Genomic DNA, 21,359 nt, shown 5'->3' on the forward strand with positions numbered 1-21,359 from the left:
AACGCCAAAAAACGGGGCGCGGAAAGTCTCCAGGTATCGAATTTAACCAAAATAGATTTCTTTAGAAGTCCTTCAGCTCGAAATTAGGAAGGGAATGATAGTCTAAACCCGCAGAGTATCGCACTCAAGCGATTCACCTGCATTCCCCCATTTACTGGCAATTTAAGTCAGGCAATTTAAGTCATCTTTTATGCATTGGATTACTAAAGCCGCCGTCGTGCTGAGCTTGTCGTGCGTTGGCGTGGCTCAGTTTGGGCCAGCGCTGGCCGGGTCTCTGGTTTTGGTTGGTGGAAACTGGGCCTTTCCGGGCAGCGGCGGTCTGGAAGAAGATTACGGGGTCTCCATTTACGAGGAGATTGTGAATCTGGCGGGTGGCCTGTCCAATGCAAAGATTGGCATCATCTCGACGGCGAGCAGCAACCCTGCGCGATCTGCTGGGTTCTATATCGAAGATTTTCAGGCGCTCTATGGCGACAGCGTGGATGTGGAGTGGGTTCCCATCACGGTGAGCGATTGTGCAGGCTACAAGAATGACAGCAGTTCGGCGATCGCCAATCAAATCAGCAGCCGCAACGCCTTTGTCTTCACAGGCGGCGACCAGTCCTTCATTACCGAGTGCTTCTTCAACGAAAACGTCGCCACCCAAAGCCGCACCGACACGGCGCTCATCCGATCCCTGCGCGACCAGTTCACCAAGGGCGCAGTGATCGCTGGCACCAGCGCCGGAACTGCCGTGCAGCCCGGTACTGAAATGATTACCAATGGCGAAAGCTATGAGGGACTGCGCGACGGCTCCAACAGCCTGATTGGCAGCCCACCCTTTGACAACACGTTATATTACAATCCCTTGGGCGGGCTGGGCTTTTTTAACTACGGCATCTTAGACAGCCACTTTAGCGAGCGGGGGCGGCAGGGACGCATCATTCGCCTTGCGTCTGACCTGGGAATTGACACTGCCTTTGGGGTGGACGAAAACACAGCGCTGGTGGTGACAGACACCGACACGGAGGATGTCAATTTCAAGGTGCTGGGTCAGAATGGCGTGTTCATTGCTGACCTGACTGGCGCGGAGCCGGGTGAGAAGAACGGCAACTGGACGATTTCTGGCGTAAAAGCCACCTACCTGACTGAAGGCGACACCTACGACCCGCTGACGAAAACGGCAACCTTTGGCGGCAAAACCTCGCTCAAGGGCAGCGAGGTTCCGGGCGAAATTCCCAACACGGAAAACGTCTTTAGCTATTTTGACGACGATCTGGGCAACTGGACTAACCAGCGGGCCTTTACCAACACGGCGATCGCCCTCTTCGGCAGCACCAGCACCACGGCCACGGGCACTAGCCTGGAATCCGACCCGACCTACGGCGTTACCCTAACCAAGGGGCTGGGAGCGGAGGGCTTCTCTGGGGTCGACGGACTGGGGCAGACTCGCGTGTCTTTTAAGGATCTGGACGTGGCGATCGCCCCCACGCCTGAACCCTCCAGCCTACTGGGGCTGGTCGGCGCAGGCGTGTTGGGGGTTGGCCTGCGCCGCAAGCGAAAGCAATCGACCTCGCGAATCCAGCGCCAACAGCGTAGACCGCTAAACAGCGGAGACAGCTAGACCGCTAAACCATCACGCGCCACAGCGCCCCGTCGTGTACTCAAACGCATCCAGCACCACGGGCGGCTTTCCATCGCCTTTCAAGCCATAAGTCTTGACCTGCAATCGCTGATCCGGCGTGAAATGAAGCTGCGTAAACACATGCATCGTGTTGTTGCGATAGGCGGTCCAGGGGGGCGCAGTGTCGCTCTGAAAGATTGAAAACGAACCGCTCTTGTTGCTCTCTTTACCCCCAGGACTGGACTTTAGCCAGGTCACGCCATCTTCCAGGGTGTAGCAAGATTTGGAAGTAGAGGTTGCGGTGATGGACTGGGGCACATTGACCAGCGGGTAAGTTCGCTCATAGGCCTGGTCATGGGAAGAAACAATCAGCTTCACGCCATACTTTTCCAGCAGTGGCCCAAGCTGTGCCCGCAGTGCCAGGTTGGATGGGTGGCTCTTGCCCTCGGCAAAGGCCGACACATGGGTAAACGGAATAATCCACCGTTTGCCCGCGGCTTGCGCGGCCTGAATGTCTTCTTCCAGCCACTTCAGGGTTCCGTTGGAAACGCCCTGCTCTTCAAAAATCGTGAACAGAGAGATAAAGTGGACGTTGCCCACATCAAAAGAGTAGTTGAGGTTGTGGTCAAACCCAGCGGGCGTGGGAAAGCGCTGCGACCAAAGATCGATGTTTTCCTCCAACATAGCCTCATGATTACCATAGGTTGGCATCAGCGCTGCTTTGCTGGCCACAGGCATCATTTGGTTAAACCAGGCATCGATCGCCCGATCGAGCGGCCGATAGCGTTTGTCGCCATCGTAGTAGGCGTAATCACCGCCACCTAGCACAAGCAAAGGATTCAGCTTGGCAATTTCGTCGATAATCTGCTGGGTTCCGGTCGAGAGTCCGTCTTTGCGCCCCACTAGCCCCGTATCGGCAACGTACACCACGTCAAACTCACTCGCGCCCCCTGCTGGAGCGGTTCGGAACGTGTAGGGGTCACTCCAGACTGACCAGTAGTCACCTTTCACTCGGTATTCGTATTCGGTGTTGGGGGAAAGGTCTTCGAGGGTAACTTCGTGCAACATGCCCTCTGTGCCAGAAGGACGGTGGACTCCTACCCACTCTTGCCATGCTTCAGTGCCCTTCGGACGATATTGCACATAGGAGGGGGTGTAGTCCCGGTAGGTGCGCCAAACGATGGTCATGGTCGTCGCGGGATCTTTAATCCAAGCGAGATGCACCTGATCGGGTGGGCGGCGGCGGTGTGCTTTGTAGGCAGAGTAGGCAACCGTTGCGCTGAAGAAGAGAAACAGCAGCGCCAGCGCCAGCGCAATGAGCCACTTGGGAAGGGACTTGCTGACAAACCGCCAGCGTGGAACCGATGGAGTTCGATGACGAGCCATGATGGTTTCGGTAGAGAGATTTTACAAGGGTTTACAGACTCTAGAACTTTAGGAACTTTGGGAAAAACAGCCCGAAGCGTGTGTGAGGTCAGTCCCCAGAGGAAGGGATTGAGAACATCGGCCTCTGGGCTATTGAGTTTGGTCTATCGGTCTATCGGTCTATCGTTTTGCGGCGATCGCCCGTTGATAGATTTCCACGGTGCTTGCCGCAATATTGGACCAGTTCAGGTCAGTCTGGCAGCGGGCCAGACCAGCGGTGGCAAAGCGCTCTTGTAATGCGCGATCGCCCAACAGGTGAATGATTGCGTCTGCTAGGGCGCGGCTGTCTCCGGGGGGAACCAGCAGCCCGTCTTGCCCGTGGTTGACCATTTCTGCCAGCCCGCCAATATTAGAGGCGATCACAGGGGTTCCCATCGCAAACGCCACAGCCGCCACGCCACTTTGGGAAGACTCGACATAGGGCAAGACCGCCACGGTGCTGCGCTGAAATAGCCCTGCCACCGCCTTGAGGGGAATAAACTCGTTCAAAATTTCAAACTGGCGGGGGTCCGGTTCCCCAGAAAAATACTGGCTCAGGTTTTCCCCCCGCCCTGCAACAATCAGCCGCACATCAGGGAAACGCTCTGCTACCAGCGGCATGGCTTCCACCAGATACTTCAAGCCCTTGTAAGGCCAGATGCGACCAAAAAACAGCAGGGTGTGGGGTTCGCGCGGCAGATGCACGCCATCCGCCCATTTTTGGAAAAAGCTACCAATCTCGCCGTGGGGCAGTACCGAGATGCGATCGCCCGACACTCGAAACTGGCTCATTAGGGCTTCTTTGAGCGGATTGGCATGGACGATCAGCGCCTGCGACTTGTAGAACGCGATACGCCGGGTATATTCAGACCCCCACACATTGTCGCGATCGCCCGGATGTCGAAACACATCGTGAATCGTGGTCACCAGCGGCGGCATTGAGTTGAAGAACAGCGTCAGGTCATACCAAAAGTCGTTTGTCTCCTGCACATGCAGCACATCGGGTTGAGCCTCCCGAATCAGCCGCATCATCTCGGCCATTGCAAACACATTGCGCGGATCGCGAATCCGAGGCTTGGCAAACGTCCGCACCTTGACGCGCGGATCGAGCGCTTTGCGACAGTCCGCAGAAATCTTTTCTGGATGAATCAACGTTAAATCAACATAATTCGCCAATCCATTGGCCAAGCCAACGGTATATTCCGTAAAGCAAAAGTGTAATAGAACAACCTTCATCAGTGACCCCGCCTATTTCTGCAACAGCTTTGTGTAAACTACTCTGACCCCACCCGCCTGAAACGTCACCATCGCACCCACGAGCAAAAGATAAACCACAGTTGAAATAGTGGTAATCTTCAAAATTTCTTGAACATGGCTTTCGAGAAACCAAAATACTAGCGTCATCAGCACTGTGATTAAAAGGGGACGCTTGAGGGACTTCCAAAATCGAACTGAGAATAAGTTAAACGAAACGCCGTAGATATACTGTCCAAGACTAATGAATCGCATGAGCAAAACGCAAACTGCCGCCCCCATTAGTTGAAACTGAGAAATCAAAATAATACCCGTGATACCTGTTAGCGTTGTGGTTACTATCACCTCACGCATATTGATATGTTCGAGGTGATTGGCAACCAGAAGATAGCTCAGAGGGCGAATATATGAAGATGCAATCAGCCCTAGCGAAACAATAGCTAGGGGAACTGCGGCATTTCCAAAATCAGGTCTGTGGTAAACCAGGTTTAGCAACTCTTTGCCAAAAAAGATCAGCGCCATGACCAAGGGCAAAGACACCATCAACAGTATCTCCATGCTCATTTCAGCAAGCTGCCGCTGCTTGTGTCGCCCAAGATCCACCGCCTTTGACATGCTCGGAAAAACGCCGACCGTGAGGCTAGTCGATAAAATATCGAAGGGCTGCATTAGTTGCATAATGGCCCCGTAAAGACCAACGATAACCTCTCCGCCTAGCACCGAAAGAATCAGGATCTGCATCCGAGCGTTGATCACTGAAACGCCTTCAATTGCAACAAACGTCCGCACCGACTGCACCGATTGTCGGATAAATGCTCGATCAACCTTCCAACAGGGAATGACCGATCTCAGAAGCAACCCCCACTGAAAAAATAAGATGAGTATTTCCGAGAAAAACATCACCAAGCTCAGCCCAACAACCCCGTACCCTGCCTGCATTGCCCAAATCATCACGGGCAGACGCAAAATGTAAACCGGAACTGTGGTAGCAGTAATCAGATACATCTTCTCTTTGGACTGGAAGATGGCCTCTGATATGTTTGACAAAGAGAATGGGAAAATAGTTAGCCCCATGACGTAACACACCAGCGTTGTGTCGTCTTGATAGGGCAGAAAATACACAATAAGCACCAAAACCGCGTAGGCAATGGTGCTGAATAAAAGTTGCAGGAGCGTACCGCTAACTAGGTAGGTGGGCGTTTGTTCTGGATGGCGAGAAAGCTCTCGCGTGAATAAAACTTTGAACCCCTGCGAGGCGAGGCTCATGAAGATAAAATAGTATCCAAAAGCAAGGAGATATTGACCCAGCTCGTATGCGCCTAATAAACGGGCAATGAAAGCGCTGAGCGCGAAGGTTGTAATACTTTGAGTTAGGCGCGTGACGAAAATGGAGAATGAATTCCCAAGCAGTCGCTTTCCCATCATCAATAGCGATCCTCTTTTGGATATATCGAAATCGAATCTCTGCTGCGATCGCCCTTCTAATCTCCCTACTGAGATCCCTTCGCTAAAAGGCTTTGGCCAGGATCGCGATTGGCTGAGTGATTGAAACTATTGAGAATTATTGAGAACTATTGATTGGATAAGCGAGTTTCGTAGGCCAGCGTATTTTTTTGGAAATAGTAGCGCCAGCGCCTTTGCAAGATGTTGCTAATCTGCCCTGCAAAATGCACAAAGAAATAGGGATTTTGCACTGCGGCAAGCAAGGCTTTGAAATACTGCTGTTGCTTCAGTGGCTCAACGACCCGATAGTAGGCTCGGTTGCGCCTGAAGACAGCAAGATTGTGAGAGAGCGATCGCACGAGACGAGGATTACTCCTGACCTGCTCCTTTTGCAAGAAGCTTTGTGCTGCGCGGCAGTAGCCGTCTAGTCGAGCAATTTTGCTCTGCTTGACCAAGGAGTTGGGGCGGAAGCGGTAGTAGTAATATGGCTCTGGCACGAGAAAATAGCGTGCGCCATTGATCAGGCAGTTCATATACAGCCAAAAGTCTTGCCCAAGGCGCAGCGAGAGGTCATACTCAATGCCGTGTTTAATCAAGAACTGACGGCGCATCAGCGGCTTGCTCAAGCCCAGGTGTAGCCCCTGCTGTCCGTAGACATCGGTTTCCACAAAGAAGACCGGATCGACTCGGCGGATTTCTGTAATCGTGTGTCCGCTTCCTTGAATTAACGTGCTTAGAGGGGTGTCGCTGCCATCCTGCACGTAGTACAGGTCGTCGGCTACCATATCTGCCTGTTCTGCTTGAGCAACCTGGAGAAGACGTTCTAGGCGCTCTGGGGCGTACCAGTCATCGGAGTCTAGCACGGCAATCCAGTTGCCTCGGGCTTCTCGCAGAGCGCGATTGCGAGCGCCCGCCGCCCCCATATTCCGGTCATTCACAAAGACCCGAACCCGCTCATCTTGAAAGCGTCTGGCGACCTCTGCGGTGCTATCGGTCGAGGCATCGTCTACTACGAGAACCTCGATGTTGTGCAAGGTTTGGTCGAGGGCTGAGGCGATCGCCCGTGCGATATACGACTCAGTGTTGTAAGCAGGGATGATAACAGAGACTTCGGGATTCATAGGAAGCGCTAGGGTAGATCTGCAAAATCGGTTGCTTATGAGGCAGGACGGGCTGCAAGTGCGACGATATCGCCTCCACAGCCCGTGCCTCGATTCATGAATGTGGAAGTCTGGATGATAGAAGCCTGTTACCGCATAGCCGCCGACCGGACGGAGGACACTTCCAGCAGGGGCGTTCCATCTAGGCGATCGGGAATGGGCGCACCCAGCAGACCCAAAATCGTCGGCGCAATATCGAGTGCCTGACCGCGCTCAATGCTGGAATTGGGAGCAATACCCGGCCCCTGAGCCATGAAGAATCCTCTAGACCGATGCCCGCCTGCCCGGAAGTGGGGAATGGGGCCAATCCGCCCAAAGTCGGGGCTGTCTACCACATCGGTAATCACTTCTTCCCAGACCACCACAATGTCTGCATCCGAGAGATTGCCCTCGTCAAACGGCGTGCGGCGAGTGCGAGAAATTTGCCGCACGATGGACTTGCCTGTTCTGGCATCCTTGAGCTTCCAAAGCTTTTCGATCACCTCTTCACAGACGGCATCATATTCAGATGGCGGCACAATGCCACTGCCCTCGCGCCCCTGGACGTTGATGCGAACGTGGCCATCGGCAAAGTAGGGCAGCGCGAAGGCTCGCATCTGCGACCACAGCGGGCGATACCACATGGCCGGCATCCAGAACAGCGGCGCGTTTTGCTCCATTAGCACGTAGGGCGATTCCAACCCATTCAGGCGATCGCGCAGGAGTTTGCTAGGCAGATAAGGACGCAGCGCCCGCTTAAGAGGATTTTGCTCATAGTTCCGCGCCCACATTTCACCCATCCAAGACTTGCGGAACGGATGGCTGATGATTGGGCCTGGCTCTTCGCTGGGGTTTCCTGGGGCGATCGCCGCCTTGCCAAAGTTAAAGCGATACATCATCTCCGGCAGCACGGCCATGCTCAGCAAGTCCGTGTAGTTTGCGCCCATGCCGTGGGGCGAAAAGAGCGTAATGTAGGCATTTTCTGGCACAGCATCCAAAATCTCGCCGATCGCCCGGTCGATATGCTCAAACGCCTCCAGCATCAGCGGGCCCGCAGGCTTGCCGTGGAATTCGTATACAGGGTGATCGTAATGGGTATACCAGAGGTCATGCCCAGCGGTATGCGCTTCTCCAAACCCAACAAAGAAGAAATCCCAATCCTCTTTCTTGAGATAGTCGCGGCAAACCTGGGCACGCTTCTCTACGCTCTCTCGGATTGCGCCGGGAACCCACTTTTCGTAAGCCTTATCCCACCAGATGCCATCGTCTTTGTAGAGAACTGGATTTTCCCCATATTCCCGAATCATTTCCGGCAGCACCTCTGCGGGAACAGACACACTGGGAGTGAAGGGATAATGTCCGCCCCACGCGAGAACCTGAAGCCCGTTGACTTGGCTCGACAGGCCCGAAGTCGGCGGGTCTAGCACAAATACCCGATAGTCTTCGCCAAGGGCATAAAAGGGAGGATTTTGCTCAAAATCGCAGCCGACCTTGAGAATGTCTCGGTCAATGCCGTAGCTTTCGGGATAAAACTTGGACGTGCCCCAAAAGCCTGTCTTGTCAGGCATACAGCCTGTCCAAGTCATAGCCCACAGCCGCTCAGTTGAAGCAGCGGGTGTCGGCACACCGCAGTAGTTCACGATGTTTTCTAGGCGACCGTAGGCCCCCTGCTCACGGACACGACTGAGATTCTTGAGATGCCCCTGAGACATCCACTCCTCGAGAACCACTGGGTCAGCAGCATCTAATCCAATCGCAACTACGGGAGTTTTCACACTATCCTCCGACAAAACAATGCACAACTAATGAACTGAAACCAGGCGAAGACGTGCCCAGCCTTGGGAAACCGAGAGCAAGACAACGAAGGCTACTGCCCACCGTCGGGAACTGGCGATGTATGAACGAGTGCTGTGAACTGAGCGCAGACTGATTCTCTGGCGATCGCCCGCTCCAAGAACGCTTGCCTAAAGACTCAGCGATCCGCCCCAACAACCATCCGTAAGATTTGGAGATTGCTTAAGCGCACGCCTTAAGCGCTATGCAAAAACTTTGTGAGAAAAACTCGCAAACCAAAACCAAGCCAGAACCAAGCTAAAACTATGTGAAATCACGGAGCTTTATACTGTGTTGCTCGAAATCATAGTCAAATTACGGACAGGCTTCTAGCCCTCACTGAGAACTTTATGGAAACTTTGTCTAGAATCTGAAATTCTCTCCTTTTTTGTAAGGGATAGTGAAGCTCTCGATTCAGTAAGTTTCTGACTTATACCGCTCTAGACATAGTTTTGGAACCACACATAGCAGTTCGTGAATTCATGGATAACCAGGTTGAGTTTACTTCCCAGAGCGAGATCCGGGTTATTTACAGGCATTGATTGTAATGTCTTGATTAATTTTTTGAAGGGCGACAAACCTAAACTGATAGGAGGAATTGAGAGACTAGTTTTTTCTCCAGAATGATTCTTCAGAGAGTCTTTAAACGGTCTTTAAAGACTCTTCAAACATGCATCTAGTGCAACTCTCTTGCCTGTGTCTTGGGTCGGATAAGGTTTCTTTTTATACAGGAATTATATTTCCTCTTCTAGGACTAGACTCAAACTTCAAAGCAAAACACGATGTAAGCCGTGATACAGACTAGCTAGACAAACGGGCTGTGTTGAAATCCGACTTGATGGCTCGGTTCTCAAGCCAGCGTTCACAAATCTGTGGGCGATCGCCCTTTCCCAGGGCTTACGCATCCGCACAGCACTTGCATGGCAATTGTGCGAACGAGAGAACTGCGTAACAATTCAACGTATAACCCACCCGACTCAACGCGATTCAACGCCTGTGATGGCTCGTCATGGTTGAAGTTTTGGCTATCCTTTCAATTTCAGCCGCCACAGGGATGCGGATTGCGTTGCCGCTGCTGTTGATTGGGCTGTTGCAGCGCGAGTCGCTCTGGTCGTCGGTGCCGCTGCTGTCGCAGGTGCCGCCGCCGCTGGTGTTGGGAGTTTTGGTGAGCTGGTCGCTCGTGGAACTGCTGTTTTCTAAAGACCGACTTGCCCAACGACTGTTGCAAATCGTGGAACTGGCGTGTAGCCCGTTGGTGGGGGCGATCGCCGGGATAACAGTCGCCCGCCTCATGCAAACGAGCCAAGAGCTAGTACCCGTGGCGGCGCTGGTTAGCGGGCTGCTGGCGCTGGTGTTTCAGTTGGTGCAGGTGGGCTGGTTTTATCGGCTGCGGGGGCTGCCGCTCTGGGCCATTTTTCTGCAAGATTTTCTCTGTGTGCTGCTGGTGCTATTTGCCTTTGATGCGCCGCGCCAAGGGGGGCTGATTGCGCTGCTGTTGCTGTGGCTGGCGATTCGCAGCACGGCAGAGTGGCGGCAGTGGTATCAAGCCCAGGCCAACGCGGGCGATCGCCGGTTTCCCCGACGCGGCAAACAAGACCCAGATTAGCCATGCAGCACCCGCTATGCAAGATGAATTGAGCCGAGAGCAGACTGGGCTGGCGGGCGTGTGGAGTGTGCGATCGCGCCTAGAAGCCGCGCTGGCGACCTGTTGGCAAGCAGCAATTGTCCACCCCGCGCTTCCCAATGTGCCGGACTTGCAAGGCCAGATTGCCCTGCGTCGGGTAGATGCGCCGATGGGGGTGGTCTACAGTTCGGCGATCGCCCCCCGACTGGCGGCAAACCTGGGCATTCCGACCGAAGACCTTGCCATCCGGCTGGCTGAACGCTGGCCAGCATCGACTGCGGACAAGGCAGACTGGGCCGATAGCCCGCTCCGGGTTGCCCAAAAGCATCTGGTGCAGGTTCACCTGGGCGATCGCCTGCTGGCGGCATGGTTGCAGCAATTTACCAGACCTGCCGAGTCCCAGTCGCCCGATCTTTTCCCTGAGCCTGAGCCAGACCTTGCTATCTGGAAATCAGCCCTGCTGACCCATGTCCAACCGTCTCCAGGACAGTTGCAAGACAGATTGCTTCAAGACAGATTGCCTCAAGACAGATTGCCTCAAGACAAGTTGCCTCAAGACAGATTGCCTCAAGACAGATTGCCTCAAGACAAAAGGTTCCAAGACCAATGGTTTGAAATGCAGGCGGCCCATGCCCGATGCTGCAACCTCTTGGCACTGGCAGAGCGGGTCGGACTGGTTCGCTTTGAGTTGCCGGGAGCAATCGAGGGCGAACTGGTGTGGCCCATGCCCATGCCCTGGCTCACGGCGGAAGGAACGCTCCGCACCCAAGCGCCCGCCGAGCAGCGGCTAATCGGGCACTTGCTGGATAGCGTGGATGCGCTGGGTTCAATCCAGCACGGTTCGGCGATCGCCCTGGCCCAGTCCCTCAGCCGCTGTGTGTATGACTTTGACGCAAGCTGTCGCATCTTTGGCGACGTGGCGGTTCACCAACTGGAACTGGCGCAGGCGCGGCTGGGGCTGGTGCGAGCCGCACAGCAGACGTTGCGCTGGCTGTTGGAAGGGCCGTTGCAGGTAGCGGCTCCACCCTCCCTGTAGAGATTTTCTTGTAGGAAGGAAAGTGTAAAGACTGTGACAATTATAGGAATTGTTAATCATTGGCACTGAGGCGCTGACAAGACCGGGAAGGGTCTGATATATTTTCATCAGTGTGAGGAGCGAACCAGCAAGGGCATCGAGACGAAACACGGTCAGTCGCCGATGCCCTTCCTGATTTCTAAGCTCCAGCTTCTCTAGGCGAGAGGCTTGATATTACCTACTAAAGCTTTTGGAATTCTGAATAGCTTGGACATCACCGAGCAATGCCTCTTTTTGTCTCTCTTCTCAGAGGCAGGTTCAGCTCGGTGGTTTTTGCTTGTAATTTTTGACCTGTGGGTCGCGCTGCGTTGCGCTGGTATTTGGGTAGGGATAGGCGGCCTGTATTACCCCATGCTGTGGAGATCGCGCCCTATCCCAGGATGAACTTTTCGATGGCGATCGCCGCTCCATCTTCTTCTACGGAAGGGGCAACCCAATTGGCGATCGCCTGCACGCCCTCCGGCGCGTTGCCCATTGCCACGCCAATACCCGCATATTGCAGCATCTCAAAGTCATTGAAGTTATCGCCGATTGCCATCACTTGGTCGGCGCGGAGTCCCAAAATGTTCTCTGCCAGGTAGCGAACCGCGTTGCCCTTATTCACCTCTGGATGGGTTGCTTCCAGGAAAATATCCACGGATTTGGTCAGGTATAGCTCGGTCGGGGCGTAGCGTTGCCGCAGTTTTTCCAGCAGATCGTCAATCAGCGCCACGTTGCTGCTTTGGGCGAGGATCTTGGTCAGGTCGGCATCGAGCAGGGTTCGCAGGTCGCCAACGGCGATCGGCTCAATGCTGGAGCGTTCTGCATAGGCTTCGGTTTCGGCGGTGATCTCGCGGACGTAGAGCTGGTCGTCAATGTAGAAATGCACGGATACGTCGTCTCGCAAAGCCGGCTGTTCATAAAATTCCAGCAATTGCTGTGCATAGACCCTGGGTAGGTGCCAGTGGCGATGCAGCGTGTCATCGGCGGGGTCTTTGATCAGTGCGCCCTGATAGCTCATCAGCGGCAGGGTAGAGCCAAGATCGGCATGAAACCGGCGGGCTGATTGATACATCCGCCCGGTGGCGATCGCCACGGGAATGCCCTGCGCCTGCACCGCCTGCACGGCCTGCTTTACTCGTGCCGAAATTTGGTTCGACGCACCCACCACCGTCCCGTCCAGATCCACTACTAGCAGGCGAATCTCTCCCGCTTGGGCTGCCGAGTTTTCCACAAATGCCCCTTGCGCTGTCCCTGGCGCTAAATTTCCCATCCCAGCTTACCGCAAGCTTCAGTTTTCATTAAGCCAAGTCAGGTCAGCAATTAGCGCTTGTTATGATTTGAGCCGAAGTGGCGAGTTGAGTTCATCCGACCATGACTACTGCAACTGTGCTGGAATTTATGCATCGCACTGCCGCTGACGATACCCTGCGGCAACAGCTAGAAGCCCTGCTCGGTGTGGGCGATGGCAACATCAGCAGCGAAGCGGAGCTAGACCCCGCCGAAACTGCGGCCCTGACGGGCGATCGCGCTCCGGATGTGGCGGCCTTTGCGGCTCAAAACGGCTTCCAGTTCTCTGCCGACGAGCTAATCGCTGTGGTCAGCGCCTTTCAGCAACACCAAGACGGCACCCTGTCGGACGAGGAGTTTTCCCGGATTTTGGGAACCTCGTTTACCAACAGCCCCGACAAAGTGCAGTCTCAGGTGAAGCGTCTGGCCCAGTTTCTCAGCAAAACCTATCTGGGAATTGATCTAAAGTAGGGATCACCAGTCAGTAGGGATCACCAATCAGCAGCAACCTGCTCCTTCTCCCCTGCTGTCGCCTCAACCTTTGCCTCCGGCAAAATCAGCATGGCATCGCCGAAGGAATAGAAGCGATATCCCTGGGCGATCGCCTCTTGATACAGCGCCAGCAGCCGTTCTCGTCCCGTGAGGGCGCTGACCAGCATCATCAGGCTGGACTTGGGCAAATGGAAATTGGTGATCAGCCCATCTACCACGCGCCACCGATAGCCGGGATAGATGAATAGCTCTGTCTTGCCGCAGTAGGGCTGGAGTTGCCCGCTGTGGGATGCGCCTTCGAGGGCGCGGGTTACGGTGGTGCCGACGGCAATTACTCGGCCGCCACTGGCTTGGGTTGTGGCGATCGCCTCGACGGTTTCCGGCGACACTTCTAGCCATTCGCCGTGCATTTTGTGATCGGTGATAGTTTCCGCCTCGACCGGGCGAAAGGTGCCTACGCCCACATGCAGCGTAATAAAGGTGCGCCGGATGCCCTGCTCTTCCAAGCGATCGAGCAACTCTGGGGTAAAGTGCAGTCCGGCGGTGGGGGCAGCGGCCGATCCGGGGCGATCGCCATACACCGTCTGATACTGCTCTGGATCGGCGTGGGAATTCTCGATATAGGGCGGCAGGGGCACCTGACCCAACAGGTGCAGCACCGACAAAAAGGGCTTGTTTTCTGCAACCTGAAATTCCAGAATCCTGCCAGAAGTGGCTGCATCCACCGCCAGCACGGTCGCCGTCAGCAGGGGTTTCCCGCCTTCCGGCTGATCCGGCTGAAAAAATTCAATCATTGCGCCCACCTTCAGCCGTCGCCCAGGGCGCACCAGCGCCAGCCAGCGATTTTCCGACTGCTCTTCCAGCAGCAGCACCTCTACCTTTGCGCCGCCCACCTTGCGCCCAAACAGTCGCGCAGGCAGCACGCGGGTATTGTTCAACACCAGCAAATCGCCCGGCCGCAGCAGCGCTGGCAGATCCCGAAAGATGCAGTGCTGATGGGAGCTTGGCGAATCCACCACCAGCAGCCGAGCGCGATCGCGCGGTACGACCGGATTTTGAGCAATGCGCTCAGCAGGCAAATGATAGTCATAGGATGCCAGCCGCAGGTCGAGGGAAGTTGGCGCTTCTGAGCTTGGCGGAGAGTCCTGAGGGAAAGGGGATGGCTCAGGGTGATGATGCGGCAACGGATTCAAAGACATGCTCAACTAAATCCACTAAGTCCAGGCAGATTGGGGAGAAACACCCTCCAAGGTAGGGGGTCTTTCCCCTATGAAACGTCAGAGTTTATTACGAAAATAAAACTGTAGTTGAAATTGCATTTGCTGGGGTTGGACGCATGGAATACATCTATTACCTCGCGAATGCCAGTTTAACGCTTCGGGTGGTTGAATATCTTCACAACACGCCCTGGCTCCCCGTTCGCTTCATGACGGTCATTCATCAGATCGACGGTTGGGTGGTGAAGGTTAAACTGGAGCGCTGCCTGGATGCCGATCGAGACGGTGACTTTCGCGCTTTTTTGAATGAGCTGGGCATTGCCTACGAACCGGATATCCGAGTACGGATGGCGCTGTGGGGGCTGGAAACTGGCCAGTCGCCCGTGGATGTGATGCGCCGCTACCAGGTGGCAGTGGTGTCTCACGGCAGCCCTGACGGCGAAGAAATCGAAGAGTTTCGTCAGCAGTTTGTGCAAGGGCTGGGCTATTGCCCCGAAACTCTGGCCTAGTGCGCCACCTGCTTTGCAACGCTATTTGCAACGCTAAGTGACTTGCTTGGTCAACCCACTCAAGTTTATCGTCACTCCAAGTTTGAACGCAGCTTGAACTCTATTACGCCATCTCAGACCGCATTGGCATGAGCTGGCGTTTTTTGTTGAGCAGCTTTGATGAACGATCCAAACCCCTGTCCCGGATTGCGGAAAATTGCCAAGGGGCGATCGCGCTAAAATGCACCCAACCCTTCGATCTTCCAGCCCTCCGCCACCCATGACCGCCCTCCTCCCCACGGCCCCACCTGCCGAAATTTTCTACCCCTCTTCTGATGGTGAACCCGTGGCAGAAACCTATGTTCATCTCTACGCCATGCTCGTCACCTTGGAAGTGCTACGCCAATATTTAGAAGGTCAGCAGGCAACCGTGCTGTCTAACCAATTTCTCTACTACGCCCAGGGCTACCCCAGGCTGCGAGTTGCGCCGGATGTGATGGTGATTTTTGACGTGGCTCCGGGCGGGCGCGACCATTACAAACTTTGGGAAGAAGGGCAGGTGCCAGCCGTCATTTTTGAGATGACCTCGAAAAGCACCCAGGCTCAGGATCAGGTCTTCAAACGAACGCTGTATGAGCAACTGGGTGTGCGCGAATATTGGCTGTTTGATCCGCGTGGGGAATGGATCGACGGACAACTCCAGGGCTATCGGCTGCACAACGATACCTACGAACCCATCACCGACGGCCGCAGCGACCCGCTCAAACTGCGGCTGGAAGTAGATGGACACCTGATCGCCTTTTATCGCGAAGATACGGGTGAAAAGCTGCTGATTCCCGGCGAACTGGCGCAGGCCCTAAGAACCGAAGCCCAGGCCCGCCAAGACGCTGAAGCACGAGCGGCGGAATCTGAACTACGAGCGCAGGCGCTAGAAGCTGAGGTTGAAAGACTGCGATCGCGGCTGCGAGAACTGGGGGCAGAGGATAGCTAGGGTTAGGTCGGTCGGCGGCGCGGCTGGTCTGCTACGCTAGTATATTGCGGAATGTTGACGGGCTGATCAGGGGTCAGCCGCTTACAGAACCTGCCATCTTTGACGAGAGACGCGCCCTGACTGACTGAACTGGTCTGCTGATTTCTCCTTCTTTACCCAATTGCTCTATGCTTCAAGCTGGAATTGTCGGACTGCCCAACGTGGGCAAATCGACCCTCTTTAACGCGGTGGTGGCCAATGCCAAAGCGCAGGCGGCTAACTTTCCCTTTTGCACCATCGAACCCAATACAGGAGTCGTCGCCGTGCCAGACGAACGGCTGGCAGTGCTGGCAAAGATTTCCAACTCTGCCGAGATTATTCCAGCGCGGGTAGAGTTTGTGGATATTGCTGGGTTAGTCAAAGGGGCCAGCAAGGGCGAGGGGCTGGGCAATCAGTTTCTGGCAAATATCCGCGAGGTGGACGCGATTGTCCATGTGGTGCGCTGTTTTGAAAACGACGACATTATTCACGTTGCAGGCTCGGTCGATCCGGTGCGCGACATTGAGGTCATCAACCTGGAACTAGCGCTGGCAGATTTGTCGCAACTCGAAAAGCGGGCCGATCGCACTCGCAAGCAGGCAAAAACTAGCAAAGATGCTCAGGCAGAGTTGGCCGTGTTAGACAAACTGCTGGTGGTGCTGAACGAGGGCAAGTCGGCGCGACTGGTGGAACTGACGGATGAGGAGGAGGCCATCATAAAACCGCTGGGGCTGCTGACGCGCAAGCCCGTGATCTATGCGGCAAACGTGTCGGAGGATGACCTGGCGACGGGCAATGAGTGGGTGGAGCAGGTGCGGGCGATCGCCGCCGCAGAAAATGCCCAAGTCGTCGTAGTATCAGCCCAGGTCGAATCAGAACTCATCGAACTCTCGGAAGAGGAGCGGGCCGATTTTCTGGAATCGCTGGGGGTGCAAGAAGGCGGGCTGAAATCCCTGATTCGCGCAACCTACGATCTGCTGGGACTCCGCACCTACTTCACCACGGGCCCTAAGGAAACTCGTGCCTGGACGATTCGTGCTGGGATGCTAGCTCCCCAAGCGGCAGGCGTGATTCACACTGACTTCGAGCGGGGCTTTATTCGCGCAGAAACGGTGGCCTATGATGATTTGGTAGCCACAGGTTCTATGGCGGCGGCGAAGGAAAAGGGATTGGTTCGCAGCGAAGGCAAGGAATATCTGGTGCAGGAAGGGGATGTCATGCTGTTCCGCTTTAACGTGTAGTTTTAACGTGCAGCTTGGGAACGGTTAATCAGCTTTTTAGACTCCGTGACTGAAGTCTTTGATTTTGATATTTGTAGGACTGACGCAGTTGGACAATTTCTCACGGGCGCAGCCCGCGAGAAATTGTCCAAAACCCAGAAAGCTTATTGAAAGTGCGTAAGTCCTGATTTGGTCGTGAGACTTGATTTTGATGAGGCAAAGCGCAATGGGAGACTCGAAGCGACGCAAGGAATCTCTGGGCGAGAAATACGGGCAGGAAGACAACATTCTGCCGGGTATTCCCATCAAGCCCAGCCAGGCAAAGCTGTTTTCGCAAATCACAACGCGGGGCGCGTGGATTGGGATCGCCCTGTTGGTGGTGTATTGGGTCGTGGTTCGGTTTATTGGCCCCAGTCTGGGCTGGTGGGAATTGAGCTAGTCGGCTCTGGTTGCGCTCTGTGCGTCCTAGTTTCAGGCCCAGTTGCAGACCTGGCAGCAGGCCCGGTTGGATTCTAGACGCGACCGATTTCTCTAAAAAACTTTTCCCCTATGAAAATCCGGCGAATGAGCACGTCCGTATATTCCTCTAGACGGGCGCAGTTCATCCATTAATTTGCGCTCCAAATCCTTGGAGTGCATGGGTTGAATTGGAGCCATCCGGCGATTTGAGCAAGTTTCAGGACTGGCCACTCTGGTGCGGTGTTTGGCACAGAGTTGGCTGGGGCTGAACTGGCACGGGTCGCTGATTTTTGGTGCCTTTTTGCAGAACTTTTGTAGGAGAACTCGAACGATGAACCGACGCAAATCTGAATGGCTGGGTCGCGCTCGACAGGCGCAGGGCTTGTCTCGTCGCCAAATGCTGACAGGTGGGGCTATTGTGGGTGCGGCGAGTGTGCTGAGCGTGCCGCTCATTGCAGGAACGGCCGATGCCTCGACGGAGGGCGATCGCCGCAATGATATTGAGATCCTCAACAAGGCCCTGTTTTATGAACACGCTGCTATCTGGGCCTACAGTGCTGCTGCGGGCAAGCTGACGGGTTCTAACGTGGGTAATGCCGTAAAGGCGATCGCCCTCGCGAACCAAGCAGATCACATGCAGCACCGCGATGCTCTGGCGAATGTCATCCGCAGTCTGGGCGGCACGCCCGTTCAAGCAGAGTCCAGCTACGATTTGTCCTCCTATCTCCAGCGGGGCGAAGGAAACCTGGATTCGGACGTGAATATTGCAAAGCTGGCGCTGGCGCTGGAAACCGACGCGGCGATCGCCTATAGCCAGGAAATTGCCATGCTCAAAACGCCCGCGCTGATTACCGCTGGAGCCAGCATCGGCTCGACCGAAGCCAGCCACGCGACCCTGATTCGGGCGGCAATTCAATCTCTCGGCGTGGATATTCAGCCTGTCCCCGCTTCCTTTGTCAGTGCCGAAACCCGAAATGCCTGGATTCTAACGGTTTAGGTAGATTTATACTCTCAAAAAAATGCGCTCCGAACTGCTTCGGGGCGCATCGTTGTCTTCAAACGTCTTCAAACGTTTTCAAACTCGTTAGGATTTACGCAGTTAGACCATTTCTCGCGGGCTGCGCCCGCGAGAAATGGTCTAAAACCCAAAGAGCTTATCGCAAGTGCGTAAGTCCTGCTCGTAAACTCTGCCAGTCTCTTAGAAGCTGAACTCTGGACAGATCTGATGCGAGAACGCCTACTCCAAATCGCGCAGCAGTTGGCGAATCTTGGAACCTTGCCGTGCATCCAGGTGTGCAGGAAAAGAGACCTCGACATCCGCCGTCACGCCGCCTGCCGAGCGATTCACCAAAAACACCACGCCGTCAGATGACTGGGCATTGGAAACCCGCACGTCTTCAATCTGCCCCACCAGACGCTTCGGATTGTCATCTGTCGTATGCTGGCTCAGCAGCAGACCCACAGGCGGCTGAGCTTGCTGCAACATCTCGATGTTGGGCAGCAGGTTGCCGTCCATTTCAATCCGCAGGCTGCGCGAACTAATCTCCTTGGCAATGCCGGGATAAAACTGCCCCTCCCAATAAATCTGAGCGGCGGCGTGGATTTGCTTGCGAACTTCAGTCGGTGTAGCGGGTTTGGGATCGCGGAAAGCCCGCAGCAAGCCCGTCGCCAAAAACGCCAGCGATTGGAATGGACGGTCGATTTCAGTACGCTTCTGCGCGTACCATTCCTCCACGTCGGAATACAGCACCAGCACCAGCGCATCATTTTGAGACTGCGACAGGTTTACAAAGTCCACTGCCACAACGACCTGGTCTTCGCTAATCGGGTCAACTCGAATCACCCGCGCATCCAAAAACGCTCGCTTGCCAAAGTCGCCAGTGAGTTCGATTTCAACCGCATCGGGCAGGTTCGGCCAGCTATCCAGCACGATCCGCGCCCCGTTCTCGCTGACATCCAGCGTCTTGCCAGACAGGGTTTCGTTGTTGTTGCCGTAGATAACTGCACCCAGCTTGCGTTCCAGACGGTGTGCCCGACGCAGTTGCGGCTGTTCATAGGCTACCAGCAGCGCCGCCACCAGCAGCACCAGGTTAAACACACACCAAGCGGCGTTGATGATGACGGCTTCTTTTGCTTCGGGCTGAAGCACCAGCCAGAAAGGGACGGCCAGCAGCGACAGCACCAGTAGCGACACAACAATCAGGGAGGCTTTGGCAGATTCGTAATCGAAGCTACGTTTTGTGACCTTCACACCCTTGTCGGTCACGTTGAAGCTGCCCAGCTTGGGGTTAATCAGCGCCATAAAGGTCACAATGCCATCCTGAAACGCCATCGCGTATTCAAACACTTCGTTCCAGAACGAAAAGCGGACTTCTTTGGCGGTGATGTAGTTGGCATTTAGCGCCAGGGCAATGTGAGGTAATGCGTACACCAGCGTTTCCACACCCAGACCACGAATCAGGTTAATACCAAACAGCAGGTACAGCACCGGCGATAGTGCATACATGATGCGCGGAAACCCAAAGAAAAAGTGGGTGGTGGCGGAGGTGTAGCACAACCGCTGTGGCAGCGTGAGCTTGAGTTTGCGGTTAAACAGCGGATTCTCTAGCCGCAGGATTTGTGCCATGCCTCGCGCCCAGCGCACCTGCTGCCCCACGTAGGAGGAGAATTTCTCCGGTGCCAACCCTGCCACCATGATTTTGTCGTAGTAAACCGACTCATAGCCCAGGGAGTGTAGCCGCAGTGAGGTGTGACAGTCCTCGGTCACGGTTTCTACGGCAATCCCGCCAATCCGCAGCACGTAGTCGCGGCGAATGACTGCGGCCGAACCACAGAAGAAGGTAGCGTTCCAAAAATCGTTGCCCTTTTGCACCACCTTGTAGAACAGCTCGTTGCCGACGGGGACTCGTCCCTGAGTCAGCAGGTTGCGCTCGAAGGGATCAGGGTTGTAAAACCAGTGCGGGGTTTGGACGAGTGCGACCTTGGCGTTGTAGAAAAAGCCGACCGTTTCCTGAAGAAACTGCCGCGATGGAATGTGGTCGCAGTCCAGGATTAGCACCAGGTCGCCTCGCGTGCGGCGCATAGCAGTATTGATATTGCCTGCTTTGGCGTGGTCGTTGTTGTCCCGCGTCAGCATAGTGCAGCCAATTTCTTCACACATGCGGCGCAGCTTTTCCCGACGATCGGGAAATTTCCGTCCGTCGTCTAGCACATAGACTCGCTTTTTCTCTTCGGGGTAGTCCAGCGCCAGAGCCGCGAGGGCCGTCTTGCGGACGATCTCGACATCCTCGTTGTAGGTGGGAATGTATACGTCAACGGTGAACCATTGACTTTGGGGAATGCCAGACAGATCGACGGGCTGGCGATCGCGCAGTTTTAGCGTCTGAAAATAGGACAGAAACAGCGTGGCGATCGCATATAGCTCCGCCATGAACAGCACAATACTGAAGGTTGCATTGAGCCAGCCATCCAGGTTCAGCGTATAGCTTGTGCGGTAATAGAGATACCGCATCGTTGTGACGATACTCAGCCAGGCCAGGAACAGATGCAGATACTCGCTTGCTTGGCGCTGGGTTTGCCACTGCTCTAGCTTCACCACAGCCCAGCCCAGCAGGATCAGAATCACTGCCACAACGCCCTGCTGCCAGATTTTTAGCGGCGTGACGATTAGCGGCACAGACAGCACCATCAGACCAATGACCAGCCAAAAGAGCTGCGTGCTGCGTGCCCTGGGAAAAAAGCGGTCAAACCAGTTCGGCACTCGCAGCAGCCACCGCGCAATCCACGGCTGCTGACGAGAGACGGGTTCGACGGGGGCTTGAGACATGGAA

Annotated in this window: 17 protein-coding genes; 9 read left to right on the top strand and 8 right to left on the bottom strand. The window is 55.0% G+C overall.

Features of this window, described 5'->3' with window-relative positions; all coding sequences use genetic code 11:
- Positions 1-190: 190 nt before the first annotated feature.
- Entirely contained in the window at positions 191-1,603 is a 1,413-nt protein-coding gene (locus tag HNI00_RS01910; protein ID WP_316790194.1) for a Type 1 glutamine amidotransferase-like domain-containing protein, read from the top strand.
- A 12-nt stretch (positions 1,604-1,615) separates the two neighbouring features.
- Here HNI00_RS01910 and HNI00_RS01915 read toward each other — a convergent pair whose 3' ends face one another.
- The 5 genes from HNI00_RS01915 to HNI00_RS01935 form a co-directional block, all read right to left on the bottom strand.
- The gene (locus HNI00_RS01915; protein ID WP_316790196.1) at positions 1,616-2,989 is read right to left on the bottom strand and encodes a purple acid phosphatase family protein; all 1,374 of its coding nucleotides are present in this window, start codon (positions 2,987-2,989) and stop codon (positions 1,616-1,618) included.
- Between the two features lie 159 nt (positions 2,990-3,148).
- Positions 3,149-4,243 carry a glycosyltransferase family 4 protein gene (locus HNI00_RS01920; RefSeq protein ID WP_316790198.1) on the bottom strand — a complete coding sequence of 365 codons (1,095 nt, stop codon included), beginning with the start codon at positions 4,241-4,243 and terminating at the stop codon, positions 3,149-3,151.
- A gap of 12 nt (positions 4,244-4,255) precedes the next feature.
- Positions 4,256-5,686 (bottom strand): oligosaccharide flippase family protein, encoded by a 1,431-nt coding sequence (locus HNI00_RS01925; protein ID WP_316790202.1) that lies wholly within the window; start codon positions 5,684-5,686, stop codon positions 4,256-4,258.
- Positions 5,687-5,832: 146 nt separating this feature from the next.
- Positions 5,833-6,825, bottom strand: coding sequence for a glycosyltransferase family 2 protein (locus HNI00_RS01930; protein WP_316790204.1), 993 nt, complete (start codon positions 6,823-6,825; stop codon positions 5,833-5,835).
- A 128-nt stretch (positions 6,826-6,953) separates the two neighbouring features.
- Positions 6,954-8,555, bottom strand: a complete 1,602-nt coding sequence (locus tag HNI00_RS01935) for an alkaline phosphatase family protein (protein ID WP_420156241.1) — start codon at positions 8,553-8,555, stop codon at positions 6,954-6,956.
- Between the two features lie 1,130 nt (positions 8,556-9,685).
- On the opposite strand from HNI00_RS01935, the gene HNI00_RS01940 reads away from it, so the two are divergent.
- Together HNI00_RS01940 and HNI00_RS01945 are read left to right on the top strand one after the other, a co-directional pair.
- Positions 9,686-10,282, top strand: a complete 597-nt coding sequence (locus HNI00_RS01940) for a DUF4126 domain-containing protein (RefSeq protein WP_316790207.1) — start codon at positions 9,686-9,688, stop codon at positions 10,280-10,282.
- Positions 10,283-10,298: 16 nt separating this feature from the next.
- The gene (locus HNI00_RS01945) at positions 10,299-11,336 is read left to right on the top strand and encodes a hypothetical protein (protein ID WP_316790210.1); all 1,038 of its coding nucleotides are present in this window, start codon (positions 10,299-10,301) and stop codon (positions 11,334-11,336) included.
- 409 nt (positions 11,337-11,745) lie between these two features.
- Here HNI00_RS01945 and HNI00_RS01950 read toward each other — a convergent pair whose 3' ends face one another.
- On the bottom strand, positions 11,746-12,627 hold the full coding sequence (locus tag HNI00_RS01950) for a Cof-type HAD-IIB family hydrolase (protein ID WP_316790212.1): 882 nt from the start codon (positions 12,625-12,627) through the stop codon (positions 11,746-11,748).
- A gap of 101 nt (positions 12,628-12,728) precedes the next feature.
- On the opposite strand from HNI00_RS01950, the gene HNI00_RS01955 reads away from it, so the two are divergent.
- Complete coding sequence (locus HNI00_RS01955) at positions 12,729-13,115, top strand: hypothetical protein (protein ID WP_316790214.1); 387 nt, start codon at positions 12,729-12,731, stop codon at positions 13,113-13,115.
- 20 nt (positions 13,116-13,135) lie between these two features.
- On the opposite strand, the gene queA is transcribed toward HNI00_RS01955, so the two are convergent.
- Complete coding sequence (queA, locus tag HNI00_RS01960) at positions 13,136-14,335, bottom strand: tRNA preQ1(34) S-adenosylmethionine ribosyltransferase-isomerase QueA (RefSeq protein ID WP_316790216.1); 1,200 nt, start codon at positions 14,333-14,335, stop codon at positions 13,136-13,138.
- Positions 14,336-14,472: 137 nt separating this feature from the next.
- On the opposite strand from queA, the gene HNI00_RS01965 reads away from it, so the two are divergent.
- The 5 genes from HNI00_RS01965 (at position 14,473) to HNI00_RS01985 (ending at position 18,526) form a co-directional block, all read left to right on the top strand.
- On the top strand, positions 14,473-14,862 hold the full coding sequence (locus HNI00_RS01965) for a hypothetical protein (RefSeq protein WP_068508468.1): 390 nt from the start codon (positions 14,473-14,475) through the stop codon (positions 14,860-14,862).
- Between the two features lie 259 nt (positions 14,863-15,121).
- Positions 15,122-15,832 carry a Uma2 family endonuclease gene (locus HNI00_RS01970; protein WP_316790219.1) on the top strand — a complete coding sequence of 237 codons (711 nt, stop codon included), beginning with the start codon at positions 15,122-15,124 and terminating at the stop codon, positions 15,830-15,832.
- Between the two features lie 167 nt (positions 15,833-15,999).
- Entirely contained in the window at positions 16,000-17,091 is a 1,092-nt protein-coding gene (ychF, locus tag HNI00_RS01975; protein WP_172358642.1) for a redox-regulated ATPase YchF, read from the top strand.
- Positions 17,092-17,296: 205 nt separating this feature from the next.
- On the top strand, positions 17,297-17,509 hold the full coding sequence (locus HNI00_RS01980; RefSeq protein WP_172358643.1) for a DUF2839 domain-containing protein: 213 nt from the start codon (positions 17,297-17,299) through the stop codon (positions 17,507-17,509).
- A gap of 351 nt (positions 17,510-17,860) precedes the next feature.
- Positions 17,861-18,526, top strand: a complete 666-nt coding sequence (locus tag HNI00_RS01985; RefSeq protein WP_316790223.1) for a ferritin-like domain-containing protein — start codon at positions 17,861-17,863, stop codon at positions 18,524-18,526.
- A gap of 240 nt (positions 18,527-18,766) precedes the next feature.
- On the opposite strand, the gene bcsA is transcribed toward HNI00_RS01985, so the two are convergent.
- Entirely contained in the window at positions 18,767-21,355 is a 2,589-nt protein-coding gene (bcsA, locus tag HNI00_RS01990) for a UDP-forming cellulose synthase catalytic subunit (protein WP_316790225.1), read from the bottom strand.
- Between the last annotated feature and the right edge of the window lie 4 nt (positions 21,356-21,359).

It is taken from the genome of Thermoleptolyngbya oregonensis NK1-22 (assembly GCF_032705245.1).
GTDB lineage: Bacteria > Cyanobacteriota > Cyanobacteriia > Elainellales > Elainellaceae > Thermoleptolyngbya > Thermoleptolyngbya sichuanensis.

What these genes read in the sequence shown, in the direction of transcription:
- HNI00_RS01910 (WP_316790194.1), top strand. Translation starts at nt 191, where the DNA reads ATGCATTGGATTACTAAAGCCGCCGTCGTGCTGAGCTTGTCGTGCGTT.
- HNI00_RS01915 (WP_316790196.1), bottom strand. Translation starts at nt 2,989, where the DNA reads ATGGCTCGTCATCGAACTCCATCGGTTCCACGCTGGCGGTTTGTCAGC.
- HNI00_RS01920 (WP_316790198.1), bottom strand. Translation starts at nt 4,243, where the DNA reads ATGAAGGTTGTTCTATTACACTTTTGCTTTACGGAATATACCGTTGGC.
- HNI00_RS01925 (WP_316790202.1), bottom strand. Translation starts at nt 5,686, where the DNA reads ATGATGGGAAAGCGACTGCTTGGGAATTCATTCTCCATTTTCGTCACG.
- HNI00_RS01930 (WP_316790204.1), bottom strand. Translation starts at nt 6,825, where the DNA reads ATGAATCCCGAAGTCTCTGTTATCATCCCTGCTTACAACACTGAGTCG.
- HNI00_RS01935 (WP_420156241.1), bottom strand. Translation starts at nt 8,555, where the DNA reads ATGTCTCAGGGGCATCTCAAGAATCTCAGTCGTGTCCGTGAGCAGGGG.
- HNI00_RS01940 (WP_316790207.1), top strand. Translation starts at nt 9,686, where the DNA reads ATGGTTGAAGTTTTGGCTATCCTTTCAATTTCAGCCGCCACAGGGATG.
- HNI00_RS01945 (WP_316790210.1), top strand. Translation starts at nt 10,299, where the DNA reads ATGCAAGATGAATTGAGCCGAGAGCAGACTGGGCTGGCGGGCGTGTGG.
- HNI00_RS01950 (WP_316790212.1), bottom strand. Translation starts at nt 12,627, where the DNA reads ATGGGAAATTTAGCGCCAGGGACAGCGCAAGGGGCATTTGTGGAAAAC.
- HNI00_RS01955 (WP_316790214.1), top strand. Translation starts at nt 12,729, where the DNA reads ATGACTACTGCAACTGTGCTGGAATTTATGCATCGCACTGCCGCTGAC.
- queA (WP_316790216.1), bottom strand. Translation starts at nt 14,335, where the DNA reads ATGTCTTTGAATCCGTTGCCGCATCATCACCCTGAGCCATCCCCTTTC.
- HNI00_RS01965 (WP_068508468.1), top strand. Translation starts at nt 14,473, where the DNA reads ATGGAATACATCTATTACCTCGCGAATGCCAGTTTAACGCTTCGGGTG.
- HNI00_RS01970 (WP_316790219.1), top strand. Translation starts at nt 15,122, where the DNA reads ATGACCGCCCTCCTCCCCACGGCCCCACCTGCCGAAATTTTCTACCCC.
- ychF (WP_172358642.1), top strand. Translation starts at nt 16,000, where the DNA reads ATGCTTCAAGCTGGAATTGTCGGACTGCCCAACGTGGGCAAATCGACC.
- HNI00_RS01980 (WP_172358643.1), top strand. Translation starts at nt 17,297, where the DNA reads ATGGGAGACTCGAAGCGACGCAAGGAATCTCTGGGCGAGAAATACGGG.
- HNI00_RS01985 (WP_316790223.1), top strand. Translation starts at nt 17,861, where the DNA reads ATGAACCGACGCAAATCTGAATGGCTGGGTCGCGCTCGACAGGCGCAG.
- bcsA (WP_316790225.1), bottom strand. Translation starts at nt 21,355, where the DNA reads ATGTCTCAAGCCCCCGTCGAACCCGTCTCTCGTCAGCAGCCGTGGATT.